This window comes from Citrobacter sp. (assembly GCF_050252275.1).
Lineage (GTDB): Bacteria > Pseudomonadota > Gammaproteobacteria > Enterobacterales > Enterobacteriaceae > Citrobacter_A > Citrobacter_A amalonaticus.
This window is the reverse complement of record NZ_JBFWLF010000057.1, coordinates 1-17,935: the sequence shown is the minus strand read 5'-3', so window position 1 is coordinate 17,935 and position 17,935 is coordinate 1. Positions and strand designations below refer to the sequence as shown.

The 17,935-nt window shown below is 50.7% G+C and carries 17 protein-coding genes and 1 rRNA gene; 3 read left to right on the top strand and 15 right to left on the bottom strand.

Annotation, left to right across the window (positions count from 1 at the left end; all coding sequences use genetic code 11):
• Positions 1 to 97 precede the first annotated feature (97 nt).
• A 5S ribosomal RNA gene (rrf, locus tag AB7E14_RS07140) occupies positions 98 to 213 on the top strand.
• A 106-nt stretch (positions 214 to 319) separates the two neighbouring features.
• Here the strand turns inward: rrf and AB7E14_RS07135 are convergent.
• The 7 genes from AB7E14_RS07135 to AB7E14_RS07105 form a co-directional block, all read right to left on the bottom strand.
• On the bottom strand, positions 320 to 1,078 hold the full coding sequence (locus AB7E14_RS07135; protein ID WP_044328992.1) for an amino acid ABC transporter ATP-binding protein: 759 nt from the start codon (positions 1,076 to 1,078) through the stop codon (positions 320 to 322).
• A 7-nt stretch (positions 1,079 to 1,085) separates the two neighbouring features.
• Complete coding sequence (locus tag AB7E14_RS07130; RefSeq protein ID WP_044328991.1) at positions 1,086 to 2,189, bottom strand: amino acid ABC transporter permease; 1,104 nt, start codon at positions 2,187 to 2,189, stop codon at positions 1,086 to 1,088.
• Between the two features lie 9 nt (positions 2,190 to 2,198).
• On the bottom strand, positions 2,199 to 3,380 hold the full coding sequence (locus AB7E14_RS07125; protein ID WP_216081900.1) for an amino acid ABC transporter permease: 1,182 nt from the start codon (positions 3,378 to 3,380) through the stop codon (positions 2,199 to 2,201).
• Between the two features lie 69 nt (positions 3,381 to 3,449).
• On the bottom strand, positions 3,450 to 4,475 hold the full coding sequence (locus tag AB7E14_RS07120; protein WP_042998362.1) for an amino acid ABC transporter substrate-binding protein: 1,026 nt from the start codon (positions 4,473 to 4,475) through the stop codon (positions 3,450 to 3,452).
• A 425-nt stretch (positions 4,476 to 4,900) separates the two neighbouring features.
• Positions 4,901 to 5,122, bottom strand: a complete 222-nt coding sequence (locus AB7E14_RS07115; RefSeq protein ID WP_000825639.1) for a membrane protein — start codon at positions 5,120 to 5,122, stop codon at positions 4,901 to 4,903.
• 244 nt (positions 5,123 to 5,366) lie between these two features.
• Entirely contained in the window at positions 5,367 to 8,480 is a 3,114-nt protein-coding gene (locus AB7E14_RS07110; protein WP_316962590.1) for an efflux RND transporter permease subunit, read from the bottom strand.
• A gap of 11 nt (positions 8,481 to 8,491) precedes the next feature.
• Positions 8,492 to 9,655 carry an efflux RND transporter periplasmic adaptor subunit gene (locus tag AB7E14_RS07105; RefSeq protein ID WP_316962589.1) on the bottom strand — a complete coding sequence of 388 codons (1,164 nt, stop codon included), beginning with the start codon at positions 9,653 to 9,655 and terminating at the stop codon, positions 8,492 to 8,494.
• A gap of 411 nt (positions 9,656 to 10,066) precedes the next feature.
• On the opposite strand from AB7E14_RS07105, the gene envR reads away from it, so the two are divergent.
• Positions 10,067 to 10,714 carry an acrEF/envCD operon transcriptional regulator gene (gene envR / locus AB7E14_RS07100; protein ID WP_042998359.1) on the top strand — a complete coding sequence of 216 codons (648 nt, stop codon included), beginning with the start codon at positions 10,067 to 10,069 and terminating at the stop codon, positions 10,712 to 10,714.
• Between the two features lie 27 nt (positions 10,715 to 10,741).
• On the opposite strand, the gene AB7E14_RS07095 is transcribed toward envR, so the two are convergent.
• The 8 genes from AB7E14_RS07095 to AB7E14_RS07060 form a co-directional block, all read right to left on the bottom strand.
• On the bottom strand, positions 10,742 to 10,906 hold the full coding sequence (locus AB7E14_RS07095; RefSeq protein WP_042998358.1) for a DUF2556 family protein: 165 nt from the start codon (positions 10,904 to 10,906) through the stop codon (positions 10,742 to 10,744).
• An 82-nt stretch (positions 10,907 to 10,988) separates the two neighbouring features.
• Positions 10,989 to 11,873: an adenine-specific DNA-methyltransferase gene (yhdJ, locus tag AB7E14_RS07090; protein ID WP_044327069.1), complete on the bottom strand. Its 885-nt coding sequence runs from the start codon at positions 11,871 to 11,873 to the stop codon at positions 10,989 to 10,991.
• 85 nt (positions 11,874 to 11,958) lie between these two features.
• On the bottom strand, positions 11,959 to 12,255 hold the full coding sequence (gene fis, locus AB7E14_RS07085) for a DNA-binding transcriptional regulator Fis (RefSeq protein ID WP_000462905.1): 297 nt from the start codon (positions 12,253 to 12,255) through the stop codon (positions 11,959 to 11,961).
• Positions 12,256 to 12,280: 25 nt separating this feature from the next.
• Positions 12,281 to 13,246, bottom strand: a complete 966-nt coding sequence (dusB, locus tag AB7E14_RS07080) for a tRNA dihydrouridine synthase DusB (RefSeq protein WP_058587495.1) — start codon at positions 13,244 to 13,246, stop codon at positions 12,281 to 12,283.
• Positions 13,247 to 13,573: 327 nt separating this feature from the next.
• Positions 13,574 to 14,314 (bottom strand): carbonic anhydrase, encoded by a 741-nt coding sequence (locus AB7E14_RS07075; RefSeq protein WP_058587496.1) that lies wholly within the window; start codon positions 14,312 to 14,314, stop codon positions 13,574 to 13,576.
• Positions 14,315 to 14,460: 146 nt separating this feature from the next.
• Positions 14,461 to 15,342 (bottom strand): 50S ribosomal protein L11 methyltransferase, encoded by an 882-nt coding sequence (gene prmA, locus AB7E14_RS07070; RefSeq protein WP_042998347.1) that lies wholly within the window; start codon positions 15,340 to 15,342, stop codon positions 14,461 to 14,463.
• 11 nt (positions 15,343 to 15,353) lie between these two features.
• On the bottom strand, positions 15,354 to 16,805 hold the full coding sequence (gene panF, locus AB7E14_RS07065; RefSeq protein WP_316962594.1) for a sodium/pantothenate symporter: 1,452 nt from the start codon (positions 16,803 to 16,805) through the stop codon (positions 15,354 to 15,356).
• On the bottom strand, positions 16,795 to 17,037 hold the full coding sequence (locus AB7E14_RS07060; protein ID WP_042998345.1) for a YhdT family protein: 243 nt from the start codon (positions 17,035 to 17,037) through the stop codon (positions 16,795 to 16,797). Before AB7E14_RS07060 ends, panF begins: the two co-directional genes overlap by 11 nt.
• Before the next feature lie 579 nt (positions 17,038 to 17,616).
• Here AB7E14_RS07060 and AB7E14_RS07055 point away from each other — a divergent pair.
• Positions 17,617 to 17,935, top strand: a 319-nt coding sequence (locus AB7E14_RS07055; RefSeq protein ID WP_428169432.1) for an oligogalacturonate-specific porin KdgM family protein, incomplete at its 3' end; no start/stop codon positions are given.

Here is a 17,935-nt window from a genome sequence, read left to right as displayed (position 1 = left end):
TACATCGCAGCAGATGTATTGGCGGTTTGAGAGTAAATATTCAGCGTTTTTTCAGATCAGATTAACCTGAGATAGGCGGTTTAATTAACAGAATTTGACTGGCGGCTGTAGCGCGGTGGTCCCACCTGACCCCATGCCGAACTCAGAAGTGAAACGCCGTAGCGCCGATGGTAGTGTGGGGTCTCCCCATGCGAGAGTAGGGAACTGCCAGACATCAAACAAGTGAGAAGGCCATCCGAAAGGATGGCCTTTTTGCATTTATACGCCGAAAAAACGGTAGGTCGGGTAAGGCGAAGCCATCACCCGGTAGAGCAAACAACTAATGAATCACCTGAGACAGGAATGCTTGAGTACGTTCTGATTTAGGATGTGCAAAAAACTCATCCGGCGGGGCTTGCTCAACAATTTCCCCACGATCCATGAAGATCACCCTGTCAGCCACCGTTCTGGCAAATCCCATCTCATGCGTGACGCAAAGCATTGTCATTCCTGATTGCGCCAGGCCAATCATCGTATCCAGCACCTCTTTCACCATTTCGGGATCCAGCGCCGACGTGGGCTCATCAAACAGCATAATTTTGGGTTTCATACATAGCGAGCGGGCAATGGCCACGCGTTGTTGCTGTCCTCCGGAGATCTGCCCTGGAAATTTATGTGCGTGCTCTGCAATACGCACACGTTCCAGGTAGTGCATCCCCAGCGCTTCGGCCTCTTTTACCGGCATCTTACGCACCCAAATCGGTGCCAGCGTACAGTTTTGCAAAACCGTCAGATGAGGAAAGAGATTGAAGTGTTGGAACACCATGCCGACTTCCTGTCGGACGCGCTCGATGTTGCGGATATCTTCATTCAACTCAATACCATCGACAATAATTCGTCCCTGTTGATGTTCTTCCAGATGGTTAATACAGCGGATGGTGGTTGATTTTCCCGAACCTGAAGGCCCACATAACACAATGCGTTCCCCCTGTTTAACGCGCAGGTTGATATCCTTAAGGACATGAAACTGTCCGTACCACTTATTGACGTTTTCCAGCGTAATCATCGCGTCGGCAGGTTGTATTAATAGTTGGCTCATAGAATCCTCAGTGCGGTGTACGCCCGGTGTTAAAGCGCTTTTCCAGATGCTGGCTATAGCGCGACATGCTGAAACAAAAAATCCAGTAAATCAGAGCAGCGAAGACATAGCCTTCTGTCGACATACCCAGCCAGGCAGGGTCAACTGTCGCTTGCTGTACGCTGCTGAACAGATCGAACAAACCGATGATGATGACCAGACTGGTATCCTTAAACAGGGCGATAATGGTGTTCACCAGTCCGGGAATCACCAGCTTCAGGGCTTGGGGAAGAATGACCAGCCCCTGGGTTTTCCAGTAGCCCAACGCCAGCGATTCTGCTGCTTCGTATTGCCCTTTCGGTAATGCCTGCAGCCCCCCACGAACCACTTCCGCGACGTAGGCCGACTGGAAGAGGATCACGCCAACCAGTGCCCGAATAAGCTTATCGATGTTGGTTCCTTCTGACAGAAACAGCGGCAGCATGACCGAAGACATAAACAGGACGGTGATCAGCGGGACGCCACGCCAGAACTCGATAAAAATGACGGATAAGATCCGCACGACGGGCATGTGGGAGCGACGTCCCAGTGCCAACAAAATTCCTAATGGCAGTGCCCCCGCGATCCCGACGGATGCGATGATTAAGGTCAGCGTCAGCCCGCCCCATTGGCGTGTTTCAACGCGATCCAGACCAAGAAATCCGCCATACAACAGGAACCAGACAGTGATCGGGTAGATCACGGCCCAGACGACGATATAACGCCCGCGACCCGGCAACGCTTTCCAGAACATCGGCACAATGGAAGCCAACCCAATGATCAACGCCAGGTTGATACGCCAACGCTGATCATGTGGGTACAATCCATACATGAATTGTCCAAAGCGTTCATGAATAAACACCCAGCAGGCGCCCGCTTTGGTACAGTCAGCACGCGTGGATCCCACCCAGTTGGCCTGCAGGAACGCCCAGTTCAGCAAAGGGGGAATTAACTCCCACATCAGCCACAGACAGAACAGCGTCAGCAGGCTGTTTGACCAACTGGAAAAGAGGTTCTTCCGTACCCATACGATCGAACGACCAGGGCCGTTACTGGCCGGGCGCATGGGATGAGACAGCAGTGCTTTTGTCATCATGATTCCTTAGCGCTCAATGAGGGCGATTCGCCGGTTATAGATGTTCATCAGCAGCGAGATGCTCAGGCTGATGATCAGGTACACCGACATCGTGATGGCGATCGTTTCGATGGCCTGTCCGGTCTGATTAAGTACCGTCCCGGCGAACAGCGATACCATGTCGGGATAGCCAATGGCGGCGGCCAGCGATGAGTTTTTGACAATATTCAGATACTGGCTGGTCAGCGGTGGAATAATGACGCGAAGTGCCTGAGGAATGATGACCTGGCGAAGGGTCACGGTATTAGGCAACCCGAGAGAACGGGCGGCTTCATGCTGACCGTAGGGAACGGCCTGAATACCTGCACGAATGATTTCGGCAATAAACGCCGAGGTATATACCGATAACGCCAGTGTCAGGGCTGCCAGTTCAGGAATGAGCACCATTCCGCCACGGAAGTTGAAGCCGCGTAGTTGCGGGATATCCCAGTGCAGCGCCGCGCCAAAAAGCCAGTGCGCGATGAGCGGTAGCAGCACAATCAGGCTTAATGCAGTAGGCCAGGTTCTGCGAAGTTGTCCCGTTTTCATCTGATGCATTTTATTGAAGCGGAACAGACCCACGGACAACGCAATGGCAATCACTGCCGAGAGCACGAAAGCGAGTATGCCTTCCCCAAACTGCGGAGACGGGATATAAAGTCCCCGATTACTCAGAAAGATCATATCCAGCGCGCTTGCGGCCTGACGTGGGCCGGGCAAATTGCGCAGAACCGCGAAGTACCAAAAAAAGATTTGCAGCAGAGGCGGGATATTACGAAAGGTCTCAATATAAATCGTCGAGAGTTTACGCAGTAACCAGTTATCTGAAAGGCGCGCCAGCCCGAGAAAGAAGCCGATAAATGACGCAAAGACAATACACAGCGCGGAAACCAGCAGCGTGTTAAGCAAACCCACCACAAAAACACGTCCGTACGTGTCACCCTGCTGATAGTCGATTAAGTGCTGGACGATGCCAAACCCAGCGCTACGGTCGAGAAAGGCAAAGCCCGAGGTAATGCCGCGACTGCTTAGATTATTAATCGTGTTATGAATGAGATAGATAGCAACTGCAACGACCGCAAGAATGGCGAGGATCTGGAACAGCCAGGCGCGGACCGCAGGGTTTGAAAAGGAGAGCGACCCTTTTACACTTGAGCGGCGATGGAACATAAGAAAGCCTCGGTAACCATAACTCTGAACTGAGCGCCGCTAGTGCGGCGCCCGTTACATCACAACGACTTAACGCACTGGCGGTGCGTATTGAATGCCGCCGTTATTCCAGAGATTGTTCTGTCCACGTTTGATCTTCAGTGGACTTTCCGATCCGACGTTGCGTTCAAAGATCTCCGCATAGTTACCCACCTGCTTGATGATGTTGTAAGCCCATTTATTGTCGAGCTTCAGATCTTTGCCGTAGTCGCCTTCTTTGCCCAGCAGGTGCGCCATATCTGGTGTTGCAGGGTTCGCCGCTTTCTCATCGACATTCTTCGATGTCACGCCCATCTCTTCGGCATTCAACATGGCAAACAGCGTCCAACGCACAATAGAGAACCATTCGTCATCACCGCGACGAACAACTGGCCCCAGCGGCTCTTTCGAGATCACCTCTGGCAGTACAAGCCATTCAGCCGGGTTGCTGAGTTTGATGCGCAGGGCATACAGTTGGGACTGGTCAGAGGCGAGGGTATCGCAACGTCCGGACTCCAGCGCTTTTGCCGACTCATCTGAGCGGTCAAAAGTCACCGGGGTGTATTTCATGTTGTTGGCTTTGAAATAATCTGCCACGTTCAGTTCCGTATCTGTTCCCGCCTGAATACAAACGGTGGCACCATCTAACTCTTTCGCGCTTTTCAGACCCGCTTTGTTGTGGGTCAGGAAGCCAATGCCATCGTAATAGGTAACGCCAGTGAAGGACATGCCCATTCCTGCATCACGTGAGGAGGTCCAGGTCGTATTACGGGAGAGAAGATCGACTTCGCCAGACTGTAATGCGGTGAAGCGTTCTTTTGCGGTGAGAGGGGTATATTTTACTTTTGTATCATCTCCCAGGACGGCGGCGGCAACACCACGGCAAACATCCACATCTATCCCGGAGAATTTCCCGTCTGCGTCAGCGTAAGAAAAACCGGGAAGACCGTCACTGATACCGCATTGTACGAACCCTTTCTTTTTTACAGCATCCAGCGTGGTTCCCGCATGTGCCTGATTGGCAACCGCAAGCAGCACACCGGCCGCAGCCAGTGTGGCTATCATCATCTTTTTCATAATGCATCCTGTGTGGCAAAGAAATTATTGTTATAGAGAGACGTTCTGCAACGTCTTTAACCTGTCTGTGGCATTGGCCATACTCTTCTAAGCAAAGGTAATGCCAGGTTTTGCGCGTGAATATCCGACGCAATAAGCAGAGTGTAGACAGGAAAAAATAAAAGTAGCGCCCTGAAATGGTGCGAAATTGAAACGTAAGCCACATTTTGGAGCAAAATATTTAAAATAATGCTCGCAAAATGAAATAACGATTTCAGGCGTGAATATCGAGAGCGTGAGTATTGAAAGATAAATGCGAAAAGAGAAAGGGGTGGACGTTATTGATTATTAAAATGTATTAGAACACGTATTTTTCAACACATTGAATGATATGAAAAACCGTATTCTTAGGCTAAGAGCGCGGCAAGTACCGCGCTCTGAGAATGTTATTTTGACAGTGCGATGATCCCCATCGTCAGGCCTGCAACCGCTGCGGCCCCGCCAGCAATGGCGCCTGCGGTTTCCCAGTTATCCTGAGTCGTCCCTTTCATACAGGTGTTGGTATGAACAAGACGTCCTTGATCATCATAAACCGGAACGCAGGGGGAATCGTGTGCACAGCCCGCCAGCAATGCAGTGAGCAATGCTACTGGAATTAATCTTTTCATGGTGTTACCTCAAAAATAAGCGTTCCGCTAAATGCAGCAACAGGGAATGCTGCTTTGCGAATACGAAATGAATTTTACCACCGCTTAAAAAAAGATTGGCATATGGAATAATCTCAATTCATGTGAATTGTAAAAATAATGAAGGAGTGAATTTAGTATTCCGCAGTGCAAATGACTATCTGTTTAATAAATAATGAAAGATACCTGAAGGAAAAAGGCGTCCGTAGACGCCTTAATTTACACATTAACGCTGGGATTTGTTAAACCGGCCTCTGACGACCACAAAAAACACCGGGACAAAGAAGATAGCCAGCAGCGTTGCTGTCAGCATCCCTCCCATCACACCGGTTCCGACTGCATGCTGGGCGCCACTCCCTGCCCCGCGACTGATGACCAGCGGCATTACGCCGAGGATGAAGGCGAGTGAGGTCATCAGAATAGGGCGCAGGCGCATGCGCGCAGCCTCAAACGTTGCCTCGATCAGGCCACGACCTTCTTTCTCCATCAGATCCTTGGCAAATTCCACGATCAGAATGGCGTTTTTCGCGGAAAGCCCAATCGTGGTTAACAGTCCGACCTGAAAATAGACGTCGTTATTTAGCCCACGCAGGGAAGCGGCCAAAAGGGCACCCACCACGCCGAGCGGGACTACCAGCATCACCGAGAACGGAATGGACCAGCTTTCATACAGCGCGGCAAGACAGAGGAACACGACGATCAGCGAGATGGCATACAGTGCCGGCGCCTGATTGCCGGACAAAAGTTCCTGATATGACATCCCCGTCCAGTCATGACCAATACCATTAGGCAGTTTTGACGCGAGACTTTCCATCATGGCCATCGCTTCACCGGTGCTTCGACCGGGGGCCGCCTCACCCAACAACTCCATCGATGGCATACCGTTAAAGCGTTCCAGGCGCGGAGAACCATACACCCAGCGGGCTGAGCTGAAGGCTGAAAAAGGGACCATCTCGCCGTTAGCACTACGAACGTACAGATTATTGATATCTTCTGGCAGCATACGGAATTTCGCATCTGCCTGAACATACACTTTCTTTACTCGTCCGCGGTCAATGAAGTCGTTAACATAGCTGCCGCCTAACGACGCAGAGATGGTTTCGTTAATGTCTGACAGCGCAATGCCAAGCGCCTGTGCTTTTTCCTGGTCGACATCCAGCTTGAACTGAGGGGTATCCTCCAGGCCGTTAGGTCGAACACGGACCAGCAGATCGGAATGCTTAGCCACCATACCCATTAACTGATTACGTGCTGATGTTAGCGCTGTGTGCCCCAACCCCCCCTGGTCAAGCAGTTCAAAATCGAAACCCGTCGCGGTGCCCAGTTCAATTATCGCCGGCATGTTGAAGGGGAAGACCAGTCCATCCTGGATCTGGCTGAACGCGCGAGTTGCACGCGCAATTACCGCTTCAACGCTGTTTTCCTTGCCGCTACGCTCATCCCAGGGCTTCAGGCTGATGAAGGCCAGACCCGCGTTCTGCGCCTGGCCGCTAAAGCTAAAGCCGTTGACCGTAAACACGCTTTCAACGTTCGCTTTTTCGTGAGTCAGGTAGTAATGGGTGACCTGATCCAATACATTTTGGGTTCGTTCCTGGGTTGAACCTGCGGGTAGCTGAACCATCGTCATGAATACGCCCTGATCTTCATCAGGCAGGAAGGAAGTGGGGAGACGGAAAAACAGTACCCCCATTCCGACAACAATCAGGATGTAAAGGAGCAGGTAGCGTCCGGTTTTGCGCACAATGCCGCTGACACTGTTGGTGTAGTGGTTAACGCTGAGATCAAATTTGGCATTAAACCAGCCGAAAAATCCGCCTTTCTTCTCGTGGTGTTCGGCGGACGCTGGTTTTAGCAGCGTTGCGCAAAGTGCCGGCGTCAGGATCAATGCCACCAGAACCGAAAGCGCCATTGCCGACACAATCGTGATGGAAAACTGGCGATAAATAGCCCCGGTGGAGCCGCCGAAAAAGGCCATCGGGATGAAGACAGCAGACAGCACCATCGCGATCCCAACCAGCGCCCCCTGGATCTGCGACATGGATTTCTCGGTTGCCTCTTTGGGCGGCAACTGTTCTTCCATCATCACCCGTTCAACGTTTTCCACTACCACAATGGCGTCATCGACCAGCAGGCCGATCGCCAGCACCATCCCAAACATCGTCAGGGTGTTGATCGAGTAGCCAAACGCCGAGAGCACGGCAAATGTACCCAATAGCACAACGGGAACCGCAATCGTCGGAATGAGCGTTGCGCGGATATTCTGTAAAAACAGATACATCACGAGGAAGACCAGGACGATCGCTTCGAACAGTGTTTTTACCACTTCGTGAATGGAGATCTTCACAAACGGCGTGGTGTCATACGGGTAAACCACTTTCATCCCTTGCGGGAAGAAGGGTTGCAGCTCAACGAGTTTGGTTTTAATCGCTTTGGCGGTATCCAGAGCGTTGGCCCCGGTCGCCAGTTTGATCCCCAGACCCGCAGCCGGTTTACCGTTAATTCGGGCGACAACGTTATAGTTTTCTCCCCCCAGCTCGATACGAGCGACATCTTTAAGGCGAACGACAGAGCCATCGCTGTTTACCCGTAATGTGACTTTGCCGAATTCCTCAGGATCTTTCAGTCGCGTCTGCGCAATGATAGAGGCGTTCAGTTGCTGCCCCGGTAGAGCAGGCGTTCCGCCCAACTGACCTGCTGCGATCTGGTCGTTCTGTATTTTTAGTTGATTGATCACATCGACCGGTGTGAGCTGGTACTTGTTCAGGCGATTCGCATCCAGCCAGATACGCATCGCGTACTGTGCGCCAAACAGCTGGACGTCACCTACACCGTTCAGGCGGCTGATCGTATCTTTTACGTTTGAGGCGACGTAGTCGGAGATATCGTCCTGGGTCGTTTGCGGATCGTCAGAGACAAACCCCGCCACCAACAAGAAACTGCTGCTCGACTTTTCTACGCTAATCCCTTGCTGTTGAACTTCCTGAGGCAGCAATGGCGTCGCCAGCTGCAGTTTGTTCTGTACCTGCACCTGGGCAATATCCGGGTCGGTTCCGGACTGAAAGGTTAACGTAATGGTCACGCTACCCGCAGAGTCGCTGGTGGAGGACATATACATCAGGTTATCGATACCGTTCATATTCTGTTCGATAACCTGAGTCACCGTATCCTGCACCGTTTGCGCATCTGCCCCTGGATAGTTCGCGGAAATGGCTACCGCTGGTGGCGCGATAGTCGGGTATTGCGCAACGGGCAGTTGCATAATCGCCAGAGCGCCCGCCAGCATCAGTATGATGGCCAGAACCCAGGCAAAAATAGGACGCCTGATAAAGAAATTTGCCATGTTCGGTTACCTTATTGCGCCGCTTTTGCCGCAGGAGTATTGGCATCCGTGGTAGCTTTCACTTTCGTGCCGGGATGGGCTTTTTGTAATCCGCTGACAATCACCTGATCGCCTGGATATAGGCCTTCGCTAATCAGCCATTTGTCGCCGATAGCCTGCGAAGCGACAACGGCGCGTGGCTCAACCAGGCTCTGGTCATTGACGACCAGTACCGTTGCATCGCCACGAGGCGTACGTGTTACGCCCTGCTGGGGGATCAAAATAGCGTTGGGCTGAACGCCTTCGTCAATGCGAGCGCGAACAAACATCCCCGGCAGCAGAGCGTGCTGTGGGTTAGGGAAGACGGCGCGAAGGGTGATGGAGCCTGTGCTTTCGTCCACCGTGACATCCGAAAACTGCAATGTCCCTTTCAGGGGATACGCCGTACCATTTTCCATCACCAACTGGACGCTGCTGCTGGCGCTGTCTTTATGCAGGCTGCCCTGTTCAACGGACTGCTTCAGTCGCATAAAGTCGCTGCTGGACTGTGTGACATCGACATAGATAGGATCGAGTTGCTGCACGGTAGCCAGTGCTGTTGCCTGGCCATTGGTGACCAGCGCGCCTTCCGTCACGCTGGATTTGCCAATACGACCATCGATCGGCGAGGTGACTTTGGTGTAAGCAAGATTGATACGTGCGCTCTCAACTGCGGCTCGTGCGGCAATGACTGCCGCATCGGCCTGACGCGCATCCGCAATCGCCTGGTCGTATTCCTGTTGGCTAATGTATTTTGTCCCTACCAGCGGAACATAGCGCTTAACCGTCAGGTGTGCGATGGCGGCGGCAGCTTCACTTTTCGCCAGTTCCCCTTTCGCGCTATCGTAATCTGCCTGATAAGTGGCAGGATCAATCTGATACAGTGACTGCCCGGCCTGAACATCGCTGCCCTCGGTGAAGTTTCTTTTGAGAACAATACCACTGACCTGTGGACGAACTTCCGCAATGCGGAATGCCGAGGTGCGTCCTGGCAGTTCGGTGGTTACTGCTAATGGCGCGACGGTAACCACATGAACGGTCACCTGCGGTTCGGTTGCCTGAGCGTGCTTATCTCCCTGATCGTTACAACCGGCAAGCAACGCAGCAGAGATGAGGATAAATGAGGGCAGGAGTGAAAACCTGGCATGTTTCGTCATTACTGTTCCTTAAAAACCTATAGCTCGTTATTTACCGGATAACGGTAAGGCGATAACGTGCACGAAGAAATAATAGTTGGCTATCCTACAAATTATTAGCGTGCGATGTAAGTAATAGTTATTTTATGGCCGGGTCTACGGCACGTAAAAACAAAAAAGTGATAGCTTTATCTTTTCATTTTGTTTTTCTTTGTCATACCTTGTTGCTGGCTAATATATTTGGAAATGTACATTTGTTGTATGAATGTTTTTGTTGGTTTTATTTGTGGGGGTTATTTGATTGAATGTTTTGTGCTGAGGAAATTCGCTTTTATTTCATCTCTGAACGGATGGGGTGATACAGTTCTTTTTGAACGGCAATTGTGAATTGCCATATTTCTGTTTTTTATCCTGCTCCTGAAACGATAACTTATGGCTAAAAGAACAAAAGCCGAAGCGTTAAAAACGCGACAACATTTGATTGAGACTGCAATCATCCAGTTTGCCACGCGAGGCGTTGGCAACACGACGCTTAACGACATTGCCGACGCGGCCCAGGTCACGCGGGGGGCTATCTACTGGCATTTTGACAACAAAACGCAGCTCTTCAATGAACTCTGGCAACAGCAACCGCCATTACGTGATCTTATTCAGGACCGGTTAGCTTTGCATGACTGCGATAATCCCTTGCAGCGGTTGCGCGAAAAGTTAATTGCCGGATTGCAATATATCGCGGAAATTCCCCGGCAGCAGGCATTGCTGCAAATTTTATATCATAAATGTGAATTTCATGAGGGGATGATATCAGAACAGGAAATACGCGAGAAAATTGGGTTTAGCCAGAGGGGACTACGCGACGCGTTGCAAGCGAGTATGACGGAAGGGTTAATTTCCAGAACTCTGGATTTAGACGTTGTGTTAATTATTATTCACGGTAGTTTTAGCGGGATCGTGAAAAACTGGTTGATGAATTCTACCCGCTACGATCTTTATCAGCAGGCACCGGCGCTGGTGGATAATGTATTAAGGATGTTAATTCCTGATGGATATGTCATGCAATTAACATCGGAAACCCTATAATCATTTCTCCTGTCTATCAATCACACGCTATTGTAATTCGGTACAGTTGACCAGCTTGAGCGGATTGACTGAATCCATATTGCGGCATTTATCGACTTCTGTGGTGATCAGTTCAATCCACTGGATCAGTAACGCATCAAAAAGGAACACGGAGACCGCAAAAACAACCAGCCACCAATACTTACGAATCATTGCCAAATCCTGTGTATTCATGCCCAAGCGTGCAGGAAATATACACGAAAAATGTGTCCTGAAAAGCAGGCTTACAATGCTTTTACTTTACTGTCATCTTCACCACATCTGACGCCGTTCGACTCTTTTTCGACAGGTTTTTCGTCTTTCTCTTTTTGATTTTCGTCAGCTCTTCCGCGGAGTAGTGTGAGCTGATGTTCAGCCGTCTGAGCCCCATCTTCACATACTCATTATTGACCTCAATACCGATGAATTTACGTCCCGATTCCACGGCCACAGCACCTGTCGTAAAGCTGCCGGCGAAGGGATCCAGCACCGTATCGCCAGGATTGGAGGAGGCCAGAACGATCCGTTTTAGCAGGGCGATAGGTTTTTGCGTCGGATGGTTTTCATATTCATCCATCAAATAACGCACGCGGGGAAATTCCCAGACGTTGCCCGGAACTTTTTGCGTGTTGTAAGGCTGTGGTGGGTTTTTACGGTAGTCAATCAGCGCTCTTTTCGCACCGGTTTTGGTCTCAACCAGAATAGCGTCACTGTTGAAAGTGTACTGTCGGGCATCTTTGACCATCATCAGGATCGGTTCGTACATTGAGCCAAAGAATTTCTTCGCCTGCACGCCTGAACTGTCATAAGACCAGACAATCCGGCTTTTGATGGTAAACAGCGTTCTGCATTTGAGATCGATATGCGGCATGTTTTCGGTGCTGTTCATGATGTACATCGTGCCCTGTTTTTTCAGCACCCGATGACACTCCTCAATACACGCGAACAGCCAGCCCAGGAAGATGTCTTCGTCCCAGGACTCGACCATCCCGTCAAAATCCTTTCCGATATTGTAAGGCGGGTCGGCAAAGATTAAATCGACGCTTTCAGCGGGGAGTTTCTTGAGTTCTGTCAGCGCATCTCCGTGGATGATCGACGCGGATTCATCACCAAAGTAGTGTGGCTCACATCGTGAGTTCATATCAGCTCCACAAAAGAGGCGTATAAAAAAGGCGCTTCCCCATGCCGAGTAGCGCCTTTTTAAACAAGCAATTAGCTAATCGAGATTAGTTCATGCCGTATTTTTTCAATTTTTTACGCAGCGTACCACGGTTGATGCCCATCATCAGGGCAGCACGGGTCTGGTTACCACGGGTGTATTGCATCACCATGTCCAACAGGGGCTGTTCTACTTCAGCCAGTACCAGCTCATAGAGGTCATTAACATCCTGACCGTTCAGTTGAGCAAAATAGTTCTTCAGTGCCTGTTTAACCGAGTCACGCAGGGGTTTTTGGGTTACCTGATCCTGAGAGTTAACGGTAGAAACGGTCAGTACGTCAGAATTTACGCGTTGTTCGAACATAGTTCTGTCAGCTCTTTATTTCTGTTTACGCAAAATTTTCGAAGTATGCCTCCAACGCCTCCAGCTGTTCGCTGGCATCCTCAATGGCGTTGAATGTGCGCCGAAACTGGTCATTTGGAGCGTGCTCCTGGAGATACCAGGAGACGTGTTTACGCGCGATTCGGTACCCTTTTGCCTGGCCATAAAAGTCATGCAGTTCCCGAACATGCGCACAAAGCAAGCGCTTAACCTCTGCCAGAGGCAGGGGGGATAGCAACTCCCCAGTGTCCAGATAATGCTGGATTTCCCGAAAGATCCAGGGTCTTCCCTGAGCTGCGCGGCCTATCATCAGGGCATCAGCCCCCGTATAGTCAAGCACAGCTCTGGCTTTAAGCGGGTCAGTAATGTCACCATTCGCGATAATCGGAATGGAAACTTTATGCTTAACTGCCCGAATACTGTCGTACTCAGCGTCTCCATTGAACAAACAGGCGCGGGTGCGTCCATGAATGGTCAGAGCCTGAATGCCACAGTCTTCAGCCAGTTGGGCAATCTCTACGCAGTTACGGTGTTCCGGAGCCCAGCCGGTGCGAATCTTCAGGGTCACAGGAACGTCCACTGCATTAACCACCCCGGTTAGTATCGACTTCACTAAATCCGGGTACTGCAAGAGGGCTGAACCTGCGAGCTTGCGATTCACTTTTTTAGCCGGACACCCCATATTGATATCAATAATCTGGGCGCCGCTTTCCACGTTAATCCGTGCGGCATCGGCCATCTCAACAGGGTCGCTACCGGCAATTTGCACCGTGCGAATTCCTGGCTCATCAACGTGCACCATCCGTAAACGGGATTTGTCGCTTTCCCAAACCTGCGGGTTAGACGACATCATCTCGGATACGGTCAATCCGGCTCCCATCTCATAACACAGCGTCCGAAAAGGTCTGTCAGTGATGCCAGCCATGGGCGCTGCGATCAGGCGATTTCTAAGCTGGTATTGTCCGATGCGCATGAGTTAAGAAATGACCATACTGTGACTGCAAGGCGGCGTATATTACGCATTTTTTGCACGAGATGAAAGGCCAAACTTTGACCAATCCTCTGCGGTGGATCAAAGAATCGCCGTTAACGTCAACGCCATAAAATAATTAGCCATACAAATCATTGCATTACAAAAGCGTGACGAAATTCTGTACGCTTATAATTTTGCGTAACTTCTCATTTTTTCTTCGAATCTGCGCGGGCTTGCAAGATAATCTGCTGAATTAATCAGCAGATTATCTTGAGTTAATGTGACATCGCTCTCATTTCAGCAGATGATTGCGCAACGCATCGGTCATCACTCGACCACGACACGACCGTTCAGCGGTTGGGGCGGACGATTATTGTCATGATGCATCGTATGGCTGAATTTTTCTAATTGCGCGGCGGACAGCGTCAGAGGGTGCTTCATGACAATCCAGGTTACCCCTTCAGAGCAGGGCGGTGTGGTCAGTGAACCACTGAAACGCCAAAAGCGTTTGTTTTTCGGCAGCAGGGCATTCAGATCCATTTGTGAGGTGACGTTAGCGTCCTGTCCGGTTTGTTCAGGCATGGTCGCCCACAGTTTGTCCAGCTCAGTGTTTGCCGCCCCTTTATCAAACATGACCGCAACAACGGCGATAGCACCATTTGCGTCTTTGTGCACCAGATGCATTTCCATCGCGTAATGTTTACCGTGAACCGTATTTTCGCTTGGGGCATGAAAGTGGAATTGCTGCAATGTAAACGGAGTCCCGTCAATCGTGATGGTATCAGCCGTTGCGCTCTTTAGCGCGGCCTGGATTGTGTGACCGTTGTTAATGAGAGTAATGGGGCCCTCAGTGTAGTGGGTTTTCAGGGGCTTCAGGTGGGCATTTGCCGACTGGTCGATGTTTATTGGGGACTGATTCATCCCGGTCTGACAGGTTTTATACTCTTCACTGAGTGCGCCCCAGTGTTCCGGGGATCCTTCACCCTCATAGCTCCAGTGTGATGCCATTGCGGTGGATGACATGATGCTTAACGCGAGAAAAGTTGCCTTGCTCAAAAAAGGGTTCATGAAATTCTTCCAATGAATAAAATAGATTTTTATATTTGCAACTTCAATGAGTTACGCGTCTATTTTACCGTATGAGAGGAAGAGGAAGGAGCGGGCGAAATGCTGAAAAACGTGGCCGGTAGTACGGCCACGCGCGGGAGACAGGGTTACTTCTTACGGCCCGTGATTCGACACCACTCTTCTTTCTCCACCACAGGATCGAGAGCGAAGAGATCGGCATAAGCTTCACAAACACTTTCCGCCTGGCTGGCAAGGATACCGGAAAGGCCCAGCAGACCGCCTGTAACAGGCAGGACGCTGATTAACGGTGCCAGCTCGCGTAATGGGCCTGCCAGAATGTTGGCGACCACTACGTCGGCTTTCATGGCGTCTGGCTGATCCTGTGGCAGGTAGAGTTCAAGACGTTCTGATACGCCATTACGCTGGGCGTTATCACGGCTGGCCTGAATCGCCTGCGGATCAATATCGATACCGATCGCTTTTGCGGCGCCCAGTTTCAGCGCGGCAATTGCGAGGATGCCGGAACCGCAACCAAAGTCGATAACGGTCTTACCGGTTAAATCGAGACTGTCGAGCCACTGCAGGCACAGTGAGGTGGTGGGATGAGTGCCGGTACCAAACGCCAGACCGGGGTCGAGCATTACGTTGACGGCATTTTCATCCGGCACGTCGCGCCAGCTTGGGCAGATCCACAGGCGTTCGCCAAAACGCATGGGGTGGAAGTTATCCATCCACTCGCGTTCCCAGTCCTTATCTTCCAGTTGTTCAATTTTATGCGCGAACCCGACGCCCAGCAGCGGATGGTGTTCCAGGATGGCGACGACTTCTTTCATGTCGGTTTCGGCGTCAAACAGACCGATAACGTCGGTGTCGCCCCACAGGCGTGTTTCGCCCGGCAATGGCTCAAAAACCGGCGTGTCGTGCGTGTCCTGGAAGGTGATGGAAACGGAACCCGCTTCCATCAGGGCATCGCTCAATGCTTCCGCGTTAGCGCCCGTCGTGTTCAGTTTTAATTGGATCCATGGCATGGCAAAACTCTTTATTTATCAGTAGTCAATACAGCGGCTTGCGGGGCAGGAGAACCGAAACGGTTTCCGACCAGGAAAGCCAGCAAACTTAGCAGCAACGAGGGCACAATCGGATGGAAGCCCAGGTACTGAACGTTAAAGGTGGCGAGAATCGCATACAGCACGCCGCCGACAATCATCGCACTCAGCGCTCCGGTCGCATTCGCGCGCTCCCAGTAAAGGCCAAGCACCAGCGGCCACAAGAACACGGCTTCCAGACCGCCAAACGCCAGAAGATTCAGCCAGATGATCATCTCTGGCGGTTTCCAGGCGGCAAGTAAGAGCAGCGCGCCTAAGATGAGGGTGATCACCGCCGATATTCGCTTCAACCGCGTCTCGTTCTGCAACTGTTCCGGGCGAATATTAAGATAGAGATCTTTAATGATCGTAGCGGAACTTTGCAGCAACTGGGCGTTGATCGTCGACATAATGGCCGCCATTGGCGCGGCAAGAAAGATCCCGGCGGCGAAAGGCGGCAGCACTTTGACCATCAGCGTGGGAATCACCAGATCCGGCACCGTCAGGTCAGGGATAACCGCACGACCCAGCGCGCCGGCAAGATGCATACCAAACATCAGGATCGCCACCACGATGGTACCGATGATTATCCCCCGGTGTACCGCTTTGCTGTCTTTGTAGGAGATGCAGCGCACCGCCGTATGCGGCAGACCGATCACACCAAAACAGACCAGTACCCAGAATGAGGTCATAAAGGTCGGAGACAGAATGTCATCGGCGCCCTGCGGTGAAACCAGTTTTGGGTCGATGGCGTTTAAGGTCTCTACGGCATGGCTCAGGCCACCGGCCGCATGCACGATACCGACCAGCAGCACGATGGTGCCAATCAGCATCACCAGTCCCTGCATTGTGTCGTTAAGCACGCTGGCACGAAAGCCGCCGAACGCGGTATACAGCGCGATACTGATACCGAAAATCAGCAGACCTGTTTCATAGGGAATACCCGCCGCCGTTTCCAGCAGGCGTGCGCCGCCAATGAACTGCACGGTCATGGCGCCGACAAACGCCACGAGCAGGCTGAGGCTCGCCAGCCACACCAGCAGGCGACTCTGGTAGCGGGCAAACAGCATGTCGTTGAGGGTGACGGCATTATAGCGACGGGCAAGGATGGCGAATTTCTTACCGAGTATCCCCAGCGAAAGCCAGACGGCGGGAAGCTGAATCATCGCCAGCAACACCCATCCCAGTCCGTATTTATAGGCCGCACCAGGTCCACCAATAAATGAGCTGGCGCTGATGTATGTCGCGGTCAGGGTCATCGCCAGGACGATCCCCCCCATGGAACGGCTACCCAGAAAATATTCATTCAGGAAGGTGCCGGTCTGCCGTTTACACATGGCATAAACAGAAAGACCGAACACAACAACCAGATAGGCAACCAGCGGCAGAATGACTTCAAGCTGCATCATCATCCTCCAGGGGAATGTCACGATAGATAAATTTCACCATGGCCCAGCACAGCAAAATGAAGATCAGCGGTGTTAGCAGACAAGCCATTTCAAACCAGTGCGGCAGCCCGGTTATGCCCGGCGTCACCCCTGGTATGTAAGCTGCGGCGAGCCAGGCGGCCAGATAGAGAAGGGTCAGCCATAGCGCCCAACGCGCTTCTTTATTGGCCTGAACAAAACGTTTGTCCATTTTTTGTCCCTTGTTGAAAAAGAAAGCGGGGATTGTACCTTAAGCCGCTGGTCAGGGGGGAGAGAAAGGTGGCGGCTGAAGAACGATCTTGCCCCTGTGGGGTGAGGAGACAAAATAATCACGATCAATTAATCAAAACGAACTGTTCTGAAAATAAACGTATTCTATTTTTATTTTCCTATTTTTATTTTAGTTAATAATATTGATTACTCTCGTTTTTATTGTGCAAAGTATCCGGAATTATCTAGCACCTCCGTTATTAATTAATAATAAAACGGCTAACGGGATATTATTAATTAATGAGGTAATAAGCTGTGACGCTATATAAAGTCGATGAATACGCTGCTTTTTCTCAATGGCTATTTATATGGATATTTTCTTATGCCTCCTATTTTGCTCGTCAGATCTCATATTTTATTAATGACTGCAATTTACAGGGTGATATAACAATAATATTCTTAACCGGCGCTGAACCTGTTATCGGGTTTTCTGAGTAGCGAGATTCTTAGTGGCAATGCCTTTTCTTAATTCTGTCGGAGACGGAAAGGTCTTTTTTTGCGTTCATACATGGACTTTAATATGAAATTAAATAAGAGAATGACTATTAGTGCCGTGGCAATACTGGTTAGCTGCAATGTCCTGGCCGCTGAATCTGTTATCGATTTACGTCACGACTACTTCGATGATGGAAAAATTAATAAAGATCGTATCTATTTTGCGCATCGGTTTGATAACCAATTCGGTTTCTCTGTCGAGACCCGTTATAAATCAAGTGGTGACGATGCGAATGAGCCTTTTAATGAATTAGATAATAACGGTAGTGAAGCCACTATCAGCTATCGCTTTATCCTTAATCCCAAAATGTATCTGATCCCTGCTTTTAATATTGATAGTAATT

Excerpts from the sequence above, each read along its gene's own strand:
- AB7E14_RS07135 (WP_044328992.1), bottom strand. The coding sequence starts at position 1,078 with ATGAGCCAACTATTAATACAACCTGCCGACGCGATGATTACGCTGGAA.
- AB7E14_RS07130 (WP_044328991.1), bottom strand. The coding sequence starts at position 2,189 with ATGACAAAAGCACTGCTGTCTCATCCCATGCGCCCGGCCAGTAACGGC.
- AB7E14_RS07125 (WP_216081900.1), bottom strand. The coding sequence starts at position 3,380 with ATGTTCCATCGCCGCTCAAGTGTAAAAGGGTCGCTCTCCTTTTCAAAC.
- AB7E14_RS07120 (WP_042998362.1), bottom strand. The coding sequence starts at position 4,475 with ATGAAAAAGATGATGATAGCCACACTGGCTGCGGCCGGTGTGCTGCTT.
- AB7E14_RS07115 (WP_000825639.1), bottom strand. The coding sequence starts at position 5,122 with ATGAAAAGATTAATTCCAGTAGCATTGCTCACTGCATTGCTGGCGGGC.
- AB7E14_RS07110 (WP_316962590.1), bottom strand. The coding sequence starts at position 8,480 with ATGGCAAATTTCTTTATCAGGCGTCCTATTTTTGCCTGGGTTCTGGCC.
- AB7E14_RS07105 (WP_316962589.1), bottom strand. The coding sequence starts at position 9,655 with ATGACGAAACATGCCAGGTTTTCACTCCTGCCCTCATTTATCCTCATC.
- envR (WP_042998359.1), top strand. The coding sequence starts at position 10,067 with ATGGCTAAAAGAACAAAAGCCGAAGCGTTAAAAACGCGACAACATTTG.
- AB7E14_RS07095 (WP_042998358.1), bottom strand. The coding sequence starts at position 10,906 with ATGATTCGTAAGTATTGGTGGCTGGTTGTTTTTGCGGTCTCCGTGTTC.
- yhdJ (WP_044327069.1), bottom strand. The coding sequence starts at position 11,873 with ATGAACTCACGATGTGAGCCACACTACTTTGGTGATGAATCCGCGTCG.
- fis (WP_000462905.1), bottom strand. The coding sequence starts at position 12,255 with ATGTTCGAACAACGCGTAAATTCTGACGTACTGACCGTTTCTACCGTT.
- dusB (WP_058587495.1), bottom strand. The coding sequence starts at position 13,246 with ATGCGCATCGGACAATACCAGCTTAGAAATCGCCTGATCGCAGCGCCC.
- AB7E14_RS07075 (WP_058587496.1), bottom strand. The coding sequence starts at position 14,314 with ATGAACCCTTTTTTGAGCAAGGCAACTTTTCTCGCGTTAAGCATCATG.
- prmA (WP_042998347.1), bottom strand. The coding sequence starts at position 15,342 with ATGCCATGGATCCAATTAAAACTGAACACGACGGGCGCTAACGCGGAA.
- panF (WP_316962594.1), bottom strand. The coding sequence starts at position 16,805 with ATGCAGCTTGAAGTCATTCTGCCGCTGGTTGCCTATCTGGTTGTTGTG.
- AB7E14_RS07060 (WP_042998345.1), bottom strand. The coding sequence starts at position 17,037 with ATGGACAAACGTTTTGTTCAGGCCAATAAAGAAGCGCGTTGGGCGCTA.